Annotated in this window: 9 protein-coding genes; all 9 read right to left on the bottom strand. The window is 70.5% G+C overall.

The window, feature by feature from the left end; translation table 11 throughout:
- Nucleotides 1-477: 477 nt before the first annotated feature.
- Nucleotides 478-2040, bottom strand: coding sequence for a DUF6020 family protein (locus ACIRQF_RS31875; RefSeq protein ID WP_376630410.1), 1563 nt, complete (start codon nt 2038-2040; stop codon nt 478-480).
- Nucleotides 2037-5603, bottom strand: a complete 3567-nt coding sequence (locus ACIRQF_RS31880) for a CDP-glycerol glycerophosphotransferase family protein (RefSeq protein ID WP_404097631.1) — start codon at nt 5601-5603, stop codon at nt 2037-2039. The genes ACIRQF_RS31875 and ACIRQF_RS31880 overlap by 4 nt, the downstream gene beginning before the upstream one ends.
- Before the next feature lie 70 nt (nt 5604-5673).
- Complete coding sequence (locus ACIRQF_RS31885; RefSeq protein WP_404097634.1) at nt 5674-7923, bottom strand: CDP-glycerol glycerophosphotransferase family protein; 2250 nt, start codon at nt 7921-7923, stop codon at nt 5674-5676.
- A 124-nt stretch (nt 7924-8047) separates the two neighbouring features.
- Entirely contained in the window at nt 8048-8971 is a 924-nt protein-coding gene (locus ACIRQF_RS31890) for a glycosyltransferase family 2 protein (RefSeq protein WP_404097637.1), read from the bottom strand.
- Entirely contained in the window at nt 8968-9702 is a 735-nt protein-coding gene (locus tag ACIRQF_RS31895; protein ID WP_404097640.1) for a glycosyltransferase family 2 protein, read from the bottom strand. Before ACIRQF_RS31895 ends, ACIRQF_RS31890 begins: the two co-directional genes overlap by 4 nt.
- The gene (locus ACIRQF_RS31900; protein ID WP_404097643.1) at nt 9699-10082 is read right to left on the bottom strand and encodes a DUF2304 domain-containing protein; all 384 of its coding nucleotides are present in this window, start codon (nt 10080-10082) and stop codon (nt 9699-9701) included. Before ACIRQF_RS31900 ends, ACIRQF_RS31895 begins: the two co-directional genes overlap by 4 nt.
- Before the next feature lie 145 nt (nt 10083-10227).
- Nucleotides 10228-11496 carry a lipopolysaccharide biosynthesis protein gene (locus ACIRQF_RS31905; RefSeq protein WP_376630398.1) on the bottom strand — a complete coding sequence of 423 codons (1269 nt, stop codon included), beginning with the start codon at nt 11494-11496 and terminating at the stop codon, nt 10228-10230.
- Complete coding sequence (rfbD, locus tag ACIRQF_RS31910) at nt 11493-12389, bottom strand: dTDP-4-dehydrorhamnose reductase (protein WP_376630397.1); 897 nt, start codon at nt 12387-12389, stop codon at nt 11493-11495. Before rfbD ends, ACIRQF_RS31905 begins: the two co-directional genes overlap by 4 nt.
- A complete protein-coding gene (gene rfbB / locus ACIRQF_RS31915; protein WP_382484834.1) occupies nt 12389-13375 on the bottom strand; it encodes a dTDP-glucose 4,6-dehydratase in 987 nt (328 codons plus the stop codon). The genes rfbD and rfbB overlap by 1 nt, the downstream gene beginning before the upstream one ends.
- Between the last annotated feature and the right edge of the window lie 71 nt (nt 13376-13446).

Genomic DNA, 13446 nt, shown 5'->3' on the forward strand with positions numbered 1-13446 from the left:
CGTCCGGCCACGCAGCGTCGCCGCGACCGGCAGGCGGAGCGGGACGACGCGCAGCGTGAGTTCGACGAGTTCGAGGCGTTCTAGTACTCGGGCGGTATCAGGTGGGCCCCTGCCGGACGTGTGTCCGGTGGGGGCCCGCGTGTGTCGGCGGGCGGAGTCCGGCGCAGCGGTCCGATGCCTGGGAGGCCCCCTGGGGCCGAGCGGTGCGAGGGCGGCGGTGGGGGGGTTCTGCCCACCGCCTCGAGGCCCCGCGTCCGGCCACGCAGCGTCGCCGCGACCGGCAGGCGGAGCGGGACGACGCGCAGCGTGAGTTCGACGAGTTCGAGGCGTTCTAGTACTCGGGCGGTGCCAGGTGGGCCCCTGCCGGACGTGTGTCCGGTGGGGGCCTTCTCGTGTGCCCTGCCTCCCGCCGTACGCGAAAGGGGCCCGTCCCCTCCGGTGAGGAGGAGACGGGCCCCTTCGTCGTGCGTCAGCGCGTTACGCGACCGGTTCCGGTTCGGGTTCCGGGTCCGGGTCCGAGGTCGGCTTCGAGGACCGCTTCGGCTCCGGCTTCGGCTCCGTGGGCTGGGAGCGCTTGGTGAAGCGCGGCTTCGCGCCGATCAGCGGGAGGCACATGATGCCGATGAACATCGGGGCGAACATGTACCGGGCCAGCGGGGCCGGGTTCGCGGCCACGACCGTCAGCTGGAGGGCCAGCGGGATCGACAGCAGGGCCACCGGCGCCCACGTGCGGTGCTTGCGGGAGAACGCCAGGACGATCGCGTACGCCGCGTAGCACCAGATGGCGCCGCGGAAGAGGAGCCACTGCAGCTGCGGGGTCTTGCTGGCCTGCCACACGAAGTACGCCGCGTGGTTCAGCTTGTAGGACAGCGGACGGATCTTCATGATCGGGCGGTACGGGCTGTCCCGGACCTCGTCGTTCCAGTCCGCCCAGCCGTACAGGTTCTTCGGCACGGCCGGCGGGCTGATGAGCGTGTGACCCATCTTGTCCACCGGACCCGGGAACGGCGACCACGCGATGTGCGAGCGGCACAGGCGCGCCGAGATCATCCGGTCCGGCGTGCGGTCCAGCACCCGGAACCACAGGTCGAGCAGCTCGTCGTTGTACTTCGCCGCCGCCTTGCGGTTCATCGGCTTCTTCATCGCCCAGTCGGCGTTGTAGCAGTTGGCCGCCCGGCCCTTCCAGTGGTCCAGCGGCGCGACCTTCGCCATGAGCTCCTTGTCGGCCTTGGTGAAGGTATGCGGAACCTGCCCGTACACGACGGCGATGTCCGCGTAGTTCATCGCGTACACCTGGTCCTTCGTCGGCGTCTTCACGCCGAGACCCGGGTAGATCACCGTGTTGAGGACCGCCGAGATCAGCACCGGCACGACCGTCGCGAAGAGCAGCCAGCGGCGCATCTTCGGCAGCGTCAGCAGCAGCACCGGCACCGCGATGACCGCGACCAGCAGGCCGTTGTTGCGGAAGATGCCCATGCACAGGAAGCCGAGGAACAGCATCGCGATCTCGTTGCGGAAGGCCTTGTCCCGCACCTGGGACTCGCCCCGCAGCCGGCGCACGGCCAGCCGGCCCGCCGCGCCGAAGGCGATGACCGCGCCGATCGAGAACGGCACGTCCTTCCACACGTAGATCACGAAGGTGCCGATGGACGGCAGCAGCGCGCACGCCACCGCCGCGCTGAACAGCCACTTCCCCTTGATCCCGAACATCCGCAGCGTCACGGCCACGTACGCGAGCGCCGCGGCCATCGCCACGGACTGCAGGAGGGTCAGTACCGCCAGATCACCGGTGATCTGGATGGACAGCCAGACCAGGCCGTCGTACGCCACCGAGTGGTTGGACATCCAGTGGCCGGTGGTGACGTGCCACACGTACGAGATGGAGTCGTAGCTCATCCCGCCCGGGTAGAACGCCGCCCACCAGACCAGGTAGATCAGCTGGGTCGCGGCGTACACGGCCAGCGGCAGGCGCCGCCGGACGGGGATCCGCTCCACTATCCGGTTCATCCGGTTCACGAAGGAGATGGAAGACGTGGTCAACGCTGCTCCGCTGGCTGCTCGGTGGACGGGCGTTCGGGGTGGGCGAGCTCCAGCATCCGGCGGATGACCCGCTCGGACGCGTGGCCGTCGTCGAGGTCGCAGAACACCTCGCGGAACTCGCGGTACGCGTCGGTGTATCCGGCGCTGATCCGGTCGATGTCCCCGAGGGCCTCGATGAGTTCGTCCGACGTCTGCAGCAGCGGACCGGGGGCCCGCTTCTCGAAGTCGAAGTAGAAGCCGCGGAGCTGGTCGCGGTAGTACTCGAGGTCGTACGTGAAGAACAGCATCGGGCGGCCGGTGTTCGCGAAGTCGAACATCAGCGACGAGTAGTCGGTGACCAGCACGTCGGTGATGAGGAACAGCTCCGCGATGTCCGGGTAGCTCGACACGTCGAAGACGAAGCCGTCACCGGCACCGGGCACGGCGTCCACGATGTTGGAGTGCTTGCGGACGAGCAGGACGTGGTCCTGGCCCAGCCGCTCCGCCGCCTTCTCGATGTCCAGGCGGAGATCGAACTTGTAGTTGCCCGCCTGGTAGAACTGGTCGTCCCGCCAGGTCGGCGCGTACAGCACGACCTTCTTGCCCTCGGGCAGCCCGATCCGCTCCCGCACCGTGCGCGCCAGGTCCTCCGTCTTGGGGGACAGCAGCACGTCGTTGCGCGGGTAGCCGGACTCCAGGATCTCGCCGTCGAACTGGAACGCGCGCTTCATGATCGGCGTCGAGAAGCGGTTGGGGGAGACCAGGAAGCTCCAGCTGGGAGTCTCCTCGGCCACCTTCTGCAGGTACTTGCGGTCCGCGAACTGCACGCTGTCGATGTCGTGGCCGATCCGCTTGAGCGGGGTGCCGTGCCAGGTCTGCACGATCACCTGGCCCTCACGGCGCCGGATCCAGAACGGCAGGTGCGTGTTGGTCACGATGTAGCGGCTGTTGCCCAGCGCCTCGTACCACTCGCGGCTCCAGCGCCGGATGACCCGGACGCCCTCGGGGATCTCGGCCCGGCGGTCCTCCACGACCCAGATGTGCTCCAGGTCGGAGTCCTGCCGGAGCAGCTCCTCGTAGACCGCGCGCGGGGAGTCGGAGAACTGGCGGCCGGAGAAGGACGCGTACACGACGGTGTCCTTCAGCGGCGTGTTGCGCGCCTCCTGGTAGACCGTGGTGCGCATCTCGCGCTGGCGGAACCAGCCGACGTCCTCGGTGTCCAGGTCGGGCGCGGCGTCCACGAGCAGCCGGTCGTAGAAGCGGTGGGTCAGCGCGTAGTCGCGGCCGCGCACCGTGAAGGCGACCGGCAGGGTGCCGAGGGTCGAGGGCACGGCCCGGACCGGCACCTCGACGCGGCTGTCGGCGGAGCGCACGAACAGGTACCAGCGGCCCTGGCGCAGCGGCACCTTGGTGAGACCGCCGGGCACCGGAAGGAAGTCGGCGTGGAAGACGCCGTCCTCGACGGTGACGGGGTGGGTGTGCTCCTCGGCGTGCCGGCTGTGGCGCAGCACGAGCTCCAGCGGCTCGGTGACGGGCGACGGCAGCGCGCCGGTGAGGACGATGCGGCCCTCGGCGCCGACGGTGGCCTCCGCGACCATGGGCTGCACCGGCTGGGTACGCAGCACGAGCCGGCCCACGCCGTCGTTGGTGACGGCGACGGTACGGGAGCCCCACGCGGTGGAGTCCGCGCCGTCGAGCGGGTACTGGCGGCCGAGGTCGCCCTCGCGGTCGTCCACGGCCACGGGGTGCTGCTGCTTGCCGAGCAGCAGCTCGACCGCCCACTTGTCGGTGACCTCCAGGTCCTCCGAGTCGCGGCCCTCGACGTCCAGGTCGGCGAGCGGCACCCGCACCGTGAAGGCGGCGCCGTCGCGGGCTGCGGGGAACTCCAGCGTGGCCTCGGAGGTGCCGTGGGTGAGCCGGATCACGGGCTTGGCGTCCGCCGCGGCGGCCTCGTGACCGAGGACACCGGACAGTTCGAGGACGCCGTCGACGAGCCGGTGGCCGGTCAGCTTGGCGCGGACCTTGTCGACCCGCACGTACAGGTGGGCGTCGGCGACGAACGGGATGATCCGCACGTCCTTCTCGACCCAGTGCTGGGCGGGGCTCTCGGCGCTGCCGCTCTCGCCGGCCTTCAGCCGGGTGCGGCGCACCACGCCCTCCTGCACGGTGGCGACGGTGAGCCGCCACACGGCGTCGCGCCAGCCGCCCCGGCCCTTCAGCTTGGCCGGGTCGAGGTCGAGCGAGAAGCCGGACCAGTCGTAGTTGTGCAGGGACTGGCCGGAGGTCTGGGTGGCCTTGGGCGCCCGGGTGCGGCTGGGCCGGACCAGGACGGTGCGCCGGCTGCCGGTCTCCCGCAGCATCAGCACGCGCAGCGAGGGCTTCGGCTTCGGGGCGGCCAGATTGCGGATGTAGGCGTGGCCGTCGAGGTGCAGCCGGCCGCCGCGCCAGACGACCTCCTCGACCCGGGCGCGGGCGGAGAACTCCGAGCCGACCCGCAGCAGGTCGCGGGGGACGCCCTTGCCCTTGTCGAGCACCGGGTAGTCGGCGAAGTGCCGCAGGCCCTGGCGGGTGACCGGGATCGCCTGGCCGGTCTCGCGCTCGAAGGCGATCAGGTCCAGGAGCTCGTCGAAGCGGCCCTGGGTGATCAGGTGGCACTTGAGCCGCAGCGACACGTCGACGCGCGAGAGGACCTTGGGGTCGACCCGTCCGAGGAAGTCGGCGGCGCCCCGCATGAACAGCTCGCGGAACTCCTCACCGGCCTCGTCGAGCACGCCCATGAAGAGCGGCAGCTCGTCGCTGATGAAGATCTGGTCGTACCAGCGCTTGTGCTCCGCGTACGCCTCGCCCGGCTGGGAGGCGAGGAACCGGCTCACGGAGTCGCACGACCTTATGCGGTCGCGGACGTTGACCGGCTCGGTCCGACGCTGGGTGATCGAGGGGGCGCCGCCGGTCCGCTGCCGCCACAGGTACACCGGGTCGCCGAGCACGTCCACGCTCTTGGCCCGGAAGTGGGCCGGGAGGGTGACCGGGGCGTCCTCGTAGAGGATGCCGGGGAACTCGAAGGCGTGCTTGTCCCAGAAGGAGCGCCGGAAGACCTTGTTCCACGCGGTGCGGTCGTAGACCAGCTGCTTGTCGCGGGAGATGTGGGTCTTGTCGCGGTCCGTGGAAAGGCGCTTCTGGTGCAGCGGCGAGGGCAGGATCTCGCCCGCCTTGAGCAGGTTCACGTTGCCGCTGGCGAAGTCGGAGCCGGTCGCGTCGAGCTTGGCGACGAAGCGCGCGTAGGTGTCGGGCAGCACGATGTCGTCGCTGTCGACGAACGCGAGGTACTCGGTGCCGTCCGTGAGGTGCGCGACACCGGTGTTACGGGCGGGCCCCAGCCCCTTGTTCTCCTGCGCGACCACACGGAACCGCTTGTCCTTCTCGGCCCACGCGTGCGCGATCGCGAGGCTGCCGTCCGAGGAGCCGTCGTCGACGACGACCGCCTCCCAGTCGGTGAACGTCTGGTCGGCGATGGACTGCAGGCACTCGTCGAGAAAGAGCTCCACGTTGTATACGGGAACGACTACTGACAGGCGGGGAGGCATTGGGTACTGCGCCTTTCCTCAAGGTGTTTCATGCGTGACGGCGACGTACGGCTCGCCGGACACGGTAGCTCTAGCCGCGGGTGCGAGGGGTCGGGCGCTCCGGGGGGAGAGCGACCGGCGGAACATTCTCTTCGTTCAGGAAGACCTTGCGTACCACGCGCTCGGCGGCGAAACCGTCGTCGAACTCACAGAACCGCCTCCGGAACTCCGTCCGCAGCTTCGCGGCGTCGGCGTCGGACCAGCGTCCGGAGAGGAAGACGTCCAGGAGCTCGGGCTCGGTTTCCACCACGTGGCCGGGGGACTCGACGTGGATGTCGAAGTAGGTGCCGCGGGTCGCGCGGTAGACGTCCCAGTCGTTGGCGAAGATCACGACCGGCCGGTCCAGCAGGGCGTAGTCGAACATCAGCGACGAGTAGTCGGTGAGCAGACAGTCGGCCGCCAGGAACAGCTCTTCGAGTGAGGGGTGCCGGCTGACGTCGACGATGCCGGTGCCCGCCTCCGTGCCGGTGCCACCCGGGTTCTCCAGGTGGAAGTAGTGGGCCCGGGACAGGACGGTGAAGCCCTCGCCGAGCTCGGCCGCCAGGTGCTCCAGGTCGAGCAGCGGCTGCGGCACGCTCTGGTAGTCGCGGTGGGTCGGCGCGTACAGGACGACCGTGCCGGCGGCGGCCAGGCCCAGCTTCTCGCGGGCCGCGCGCCGGTCCTCCTCGGTGGCCTTCACCAGCACGTCGTTGCGCGGGTAGCCGTAGTCCAGCGAGCGGTACTCGGCCGGGTAGGCGCGGTCCCAGACGGCGGTGGTGAAGCTGTTGGAGGAGACGCTGTAGTCCCAGCGGTCCACCCGGTCCATGAGCGACTTCATGTCGAGCTCGCCCTGGGCGATCGGGAACTCGGTCAGGTCGACGCCCATCCGCTTGAGCGGGGTGCCGTGGTGGGTCTGCACGTGGATCTGGCCGGGGCGCTTGACGACCCGGGTGGGGAAGTTCACGTTGTTGACGAAGTACTTCCCCCGGGCCATGGCACGCCAGAAGCCGAAGGAGCCCGGGTGCACGACGTTCGTGCCGGGCGGCGGGGTGTTGCGCGCGCCGGGCTTGAGGATCCAGGTGGTCTTCACCTTCGGCGCCAGTTCGAGCAGCTTCTGGTGGATTGCGGCCGGGTTGCAGGCGTAGTCCGTGTTCCAGTACGCGGCGAAGACCGCCGTGTCGTTCTGCACCGGCAGCATCCGCTGGGCCCGGTAGTAGCCGGCCAGGACGGCGGTGCGCAGCGGCTTGCGCAGCTTGCGCGGGGCCGCCTTGGCGCGCCGGGCCACCCGGTACGCGCGCCGGGCGGCGCCGCGCAGGGGGGCGGGCAGCTTGGCCACGGCCTTGCGGGAGGAGCCGCCGGCGGCCCGCGGGCCGGTGTGCCCGGCGGGGCGCAGGGTCGCCTCGTACCGCATGTGCTTGGCGTGGAACTCCGCGCGGGCCTCGTCGGGGAGGCGGCCGGGGGACTTCTCGACCACCCGGAAGTGGGTGATCATGCGGTCGAACAGCGGGCCGCGCCAGCGGTCGAACTCGGGGTGCGCGTCGAGGAACGCGAAGACCTTGTCGTACTGGTCGAAGACGTCGAAGTGCTTGCGGCTGGTGCTGTGCAGGATGCTGCCCTGGCGGCGCTGGCGGTAGTGCACGCAGATCCGCGGCAGCACGGCGATCGACTCGGCCGCGACCAGCACCGGATAGGTCCAGGGAGTGTCCTCGTAGTAGCCGACCGGGTACTCGAAGCCCCAGCGGTCGAGGAAGTCACGGCGGTACGCCTTGTTCCACGCGACCTGCAGCAGGTCGAGCAGGCCCGGGTTGTCGGCCAGGCCGACGGCGGCGCGCGGGCTGTCGGCCAGCACCTTCGCCTTGGCGTTGGGGGCGATCCGGCCGTCCCAGTGGGTCCGCGCGTAGTCGAAGACCAGCAGCTCCGGGTCGCCGGTCTCGGCGATCCGCTGCGCGATCGCCGCCAGCGAGCCGGGCAGCATCGTGTCGTCGCTGTCGAGGAACAGCAGGTAGGTGCCCCTGGCCCGGGCCATGCCCACGTTCCGGGCGCGGCCCAGACCGACGTTCTCGGTGAGCTGCACCGCCACGACCCGCGGGTCCACGGCCGCGTACTCGTCCATGATGACGCCGCACGCGTCGGGCGAGGCGTCGTTGACCGCGATGAGCTCGAAGTCCTGGAAGGACTGGCCCAGGACGGAGTCGAGGCAGTCCCGCAGGTACGCCTCGACGCCGTAGGCCGGAACGATGATGCTGAACCGGGGAGCGGCTGCGTCGTCGGACGGGCGTTCTGCTGCTTGCGAGGGAGTCATGAGGGCGTGGCTTCCGGACGGACGAGGGGCGGACGAGGTGCGGTCGGGACGGGCGTCTCGCGGCCGCGTACGGACAGAACTCCGCGGGGCGGCGGGAGTGGTCCCGCCGCCCCGCGGGGGACGGTCATCGTGCGTTGGTCAGGGCGTACCCCAGCAGACTGCGTACGGCCGCCGACTGGCGATGGCGCAAGGCTCCCGGGACCATCGTCAGCGCGTGCAGCCGCATCGACAGATGGCGGCGGGCGGCGCGGGCGGCCTTCGGCCAGCCGTGCCCGTCGAGTTCGTCGGCCACCTCGTTGAAGAAGCGGACGGCCTCGCCGAAGCGGGCTCCCGAGACGGCCTCCGAGGAGGACAGGCTGCCCGAGTGGCGCCGGTAGCGGAAGGCGGTGGCCGGCTCGACCACGAGCTTCTCGCCGCGCCGGATCAGCTCGATGATCAGCGCCAGGTCCTGGATGACCGACAGGTCCTCCCGGAAGCTGATCTCCTTGACGGCGGCGGCGCGCCACACGATCGAGGGGAAGTAGAGCCAGTTGCCGCCGAGCAGGTTCGCGGCGAGCGGCTCCCCGGCGAGCACCAGCCGGCGGCCGGTGTTCTTCGGGGCGTACAGGCGCTTCTTGACCTCGTCGCCGAGCGACGTGGAGGTGTTGCCGAGCTCGTCGATGACCTCGACGCCCGGCTGGTAGATCGCCGCGTCGGGCACGGCCGCGACGGCGGCGCGCATGGTCTCGACATAGGTCGGGAGCAGCAGGTCGTCGCTGCCGAGCATGGTGAAGTGGGTGGACTCCACCAGATCGACGCACTTGCGGAAGTTCCGGGTGATGCCCAGGTTCTGTTCGTTGCGCTGGTACCGGACCCGGCTGTCGCCGAGCGAGGCGAACCACTCGGGGACGTCCGGCTCCTTGCCGTCGTCGACGACGGTCAGCCGCCAGTCCTTGTCGGTCTGGTCGAGCACGCTGCGCACCGCGGCCTGCATCAGGGCGGTGTCGCCGTAGTGCGGCAGCATGATGTCGAGCGTGCCGAGGCCCTCCGTCCCGCGCACCGCCGTCACTTGCTCTTCCCCTTGGGGCCGAGGGCGGAGCGGCGGCTGAGCGCGAGCAGCAGGATCATGCCGATCCGGCCGAGGTAGAGCGTGGCCTTCCACGGGGACTGGCTGGGCGTGCCGGTGGCGCGCGGCCGCATCGCGACGGGCACCTGCTCGACGCGGTAGCCGGCCCGGACGACGGCGATCGTCGACTCGACGGTGTCGCCCAGGTACTCCACCGGGTACCAGTGCGCGAAGACGTCGATCAGGTCGCGGTTGGAGGCGCGGAAGCCCGAGGTGACGTCGGTCAGCTTGGTCCTGGCCATCCGCGACAGCCAGAAGGCGAGCACCTTCATGGCCCACTTGCGGGGGCCGCGGGTCTCGTAGTCGCCGGTGCCGGCGAAGCGCGCGCCCATGACGAGGTCGGCGCCGGTGTCCAGACGCGCGAGGAGCTCGGGGACGTTGCGCGGGTCGTGCTGACCGTCGGCGTCGACCTGGATGGCGACGTCGTAGCCGCGGTCGTGCGCGTAGCGGTAGCCGGCGCGCATCGCGCCGCCCACGCCGAGGTTGTACGGGAGCGTCATGACGGTCGCGCCGGCACCGCGCGCCACGGCGCTGGTGTCGTCGGCCGAGCCGTCGTCCACGACGAGGACGTCGACGCCTGGGAGCGTGGTGTGGACCTCCTTGATGACGTCGGCGACGCCCTCGGCCTCGTTCCACGCGGGCATGATGATGAGTACGCGCTTGCCGTCGATCACTTGCGACCCCCCTGCGCGGCCCCGTCGGTCTTCTCCGCCTTATCCGCGACCTGCCCGCGGAGTTCCTGTACGTCGATGCGGAGCAGTGCCACTTCCTCCGAAAGGGTGCGGCCCTCCTCTTCCAGGTGACCCACCTCCCAGCTCAGCTGGAGGCACACGATGAAGAGGAACGCCACGCTGAGGAAGAGGATCAGGCTGACGCCGGAGGCCACGCCCACGGCACGCGCGACGGAGTCGAGACCGGTCGGGAAGAAGCCGAGCGGAATGATCACCAGTCCGGTGAGCACCCACAGGAAGGCGTACTTCTCCTTGAGCTTGCGGCGGCGCAGCAACTCGATGATGCACGCGACGAGAAAGACTCCGGTGACCGAAGTCAGCATCCACAACTTCACGCGGGGCTCCGGTCTATCGGACGACTCATGGAAAGGGCCTGTCTACTTCCGAAGAGGGGGTGAAAAGGCGCCGTAAGGCTGCAGCCCACTGTCCGTCGGATGGTCACGGAGAGTGAGGGAATGGTGATCATTCCTATGAGTGGACCGAACGGTAGCCTACACGAGAGCGAAGAACGAGAATCATCACGGTGACGACCGCCAGCGACCCCACGGCATAGGCGACCTCGACCCTGGTGCGCAGCTCCAGGGGACTCAGCGTGATCGCCAGGAGAACGCCCGTTCCCACGATCCAGGCCAGCAGCTGCTGCCGCGCGGCACCGCTCGTGAGAAGCGCCTGGCCGAGCACCATGGCCAGCATGTAGAACGTCGTGCCGAGCGCCAGCCACATGAAGTCCACCGGTCCCAGCACGTCCGGCGAACCGAACAGCACCGGCAGCAGCAGGGGCCCCAGCGCGACCGCGCCGACGCCGAAGGCCGCGCCCAGACCCGCCGTGATCCCGCTCGCCCGCAGCAGCAACCGTCGGTAGCCGCGACTGTCGCCCTCGGCCTGCGCCGTCGACAGTCCCGCGAGCAGCGAGGCCTGGAAGGCGCCGAAGGCGAACAGCGGCACCCGGGCCAGGACCAGTGCCGAGAGCAGCGCGGCCACGAGGGCGCTGTCGTCCGTCGAGATCAGCTTGGTGCTGATCACCGCGATGTTGACCAGCACCTGCGCCAGCAGCGTCGAACCGACGAGCAGACCCAGGTGCTCGATGAGCTCCCGCCACTCCGCCGTCGAACCCGGCCGCGCCCCGCGCAGCACCGGCGGCAGCGTGACGAGCACCGAGATCAGCGGCGCCACGGTCATCACCGCCGCGAACACGAAGACCGACGTCACTCCGGCGAGCGCCAGGGCCACCGAGAGCACGATCCGCAGCAGGCCGTCGAGACCCAGCTGCAGCCCATACGCCTCGAAGCGGCCGAGCCCGGCCAGTATGCCGCGGGTGACATGCGCGCAGGCCAGCGCCGTGAAGGCGCCGCCGAGCGCGAGGATCAGGCTGCGGTCCCCGTGGAAGAACAGGTCGGCGAGCGGCTGCGCGAACACCGCGAGCGGCACCAGCACCGCCGCGAGCAGTCCGAAGGAGAGCGCCGCCCCGCGCTTCAGCACGGGCAGGGCACCGTCCCCGGCCACCACGCGGGCGGCCACCACCCGGGTGACCTCCTGCTCGACCGGGAAGAACAGGCCGAGGCCTAGGGAGGCGACCACCGTCCACAGGACGGAGAAGCTCGCCATGTCGTCGACGGACAGCGAGTGGCCGGCCGCCGCGAGATGGACGTAGTTGGCCCCGCCGAGCAGCGCGGTGCCGATACCGACGAAGGCGGTGCCGCGCGGCAGGGCCGTGGTGATCCGGTCGAGCAGGGTCACGCGCCGGACCGTCCGCCCGGAGCCAGGGTCTTCAGCGCCTCGGTGAGCTGGTCACGCCAGTGCGGCTGCGGAGCCACGCCCGCCTCCGCCCAGCGCTCGTGCGCGAGCACGCTGTAGGAAGGCCGGCGCGCGGGGCGCACGAACTTCTCCGACGTGGTCGGCCGCACCCGCTCCGGGTCCAGGCCGGTCAGCTCGAAGGCCGCCCGCGCCAGGTCGAACCAGGTCGCCGTCTCGGAGGCCGTTCCGTGGTAGACGCCCGCCGGGGCCCTGCCCGCCACGGCCGCCTCGCCCAGGTCGCGCAGCTGGCGGGCCAGGGCGCGGGTCCAGGTCGGCTGACCGCGCTGGTCGTCGACCACGTCGACGGTCTCGCGCTGCTCGGCCAGGCCCAGCATCGTCGACACGAAGTTCCGGCCGTGCGCGCCGTACAGCCAGGCCGTGCGCACGACGTAGCCGCGCTCGGGCAGCAGCTCGGCGACCGCCTGCTCGCCGGCCAGCTTGCCGCGGCCGTAGGCGTTCACCGGGGAGGTCGGGGCGTCGTGCCGGTAGGGCTCGGTGGCGTCGCCCGGGAAGACGTAGTCCGTGGAGACCTGCAGCAGCACGGCGCCGCTGTCGGCGCAGGCCGCCGCGAGGACCCGCGGGCCCTCGCCGTTGATCCGGGTGGCCGCGGCCTCCTCGGCCTCGGCGCCGTCGACGTCGGTCCAGGCGGCCGCGTTGACGACCACGTCGTGGCCCGTCACGGCGGCGCGCACGGCCTCGGCGTCGGTGATGTCCAGCTCGGCGCGGGTCAGCGCGGTGACGTCCGCGCCGGAGTCGGCCAGGACCTCGGCGAGGTCACGGCCGAGCATCCCGGCGGCACCGGTGATCAGCCAGCGGGTGGGGGCGTCGGCGCTCATCAGGCGAGGGCCGCCTTGGCCTTCAGCGGCTCCCACCACGAGCGGTTGTCGCGGTACCACTGCACGGTGGAGGCGAGGCCCTGCTCGAAGGTGACGAGCGGCTGGTAGCCGAGCTCCTCCTGGATCTTGGCGATCGACAGGGAGTAGCGCAGGTCGTGGCCCTTGCGGTCCTCGACGTGCTCGACCATGTCCCAGCCCGCGCCGCAGGCGTCGAGGAGCATGCCGGTGAGCTCCTTGTTGGTGACCTCGGTGCCGCCGCCGATGTGGTAGACCTCACCGGCGCGGCCGCCGCGCAGCACCATCTCGATGCCACGGCAGTGGTCCGAGACGTGCAGCCAGTCGCGGATGTTCAGGCCCTCGCCGTACAGCGGCACCTTCTTCCCGTCCAGCAGGTTCGTGGTGAACAGCGGGATCATCTTCTCGGGGAAGTGGTACTGCCCGTAGTTGTTGGAGCAGCGGGTCACGACGACGTCCATGCCGTGCGTGCGGTGGTACGACAGCGCCAGCAGGTCCGAGCCGGCCTTGGAGGCCGAGTACGGGGAGTTCGGGGCGAGCGGCCAGTCCTCGGTCCAGGTGCCCTCGGCGATGGAGCCGTAGACCTCGTCCGTGGAGACGTGCACGAAGCGGCCGACGCCGTGGCGCTTGGCGGCGTCGAGCAGGACCTGGGTGCCCAGCACGTTCGTGGTGACGAACGGCGAGGAGTCCAGGATCGAGCGGTCGACGTGGGACTCGGCGGCGAAGTGCACGACCGCGTCCTGACCGCGCATCGCGTCGTCGACCGTCGCGTAGTCGCGGATGTCGCCGTGGACGAACGTGTAGCCGGACTTGTCCGCCACCGGGGCGAGATTGGCCTCGTTGCCCGAATAGGTGAGGTTGTCCAGGACGGTGACCTGGGCGCCCTCGCCAGAGGGCAGCTCTCCGGAGAGCAGTGCCCGCACGAACTGTGAACCGATGAACCCGGCGCCGCCGGTGACGAGAATCCTCATAAGGGCCACCATTCTATGGGCTCGGCCCGGACCACCAGTTCGCCGGCCGTTCCGTGGCCGTTCTCACGGTC

Origin of the sequence: Streptomyces sp. NPDC101191 (assembly GCF_044767915.1) — a bacterium.
Classification (GTDB): domain Bacteria; phylum Actinomycetota; class Actinomycetes; order Streptomycetales; family Streptomycetaceae; genus Streptomyces.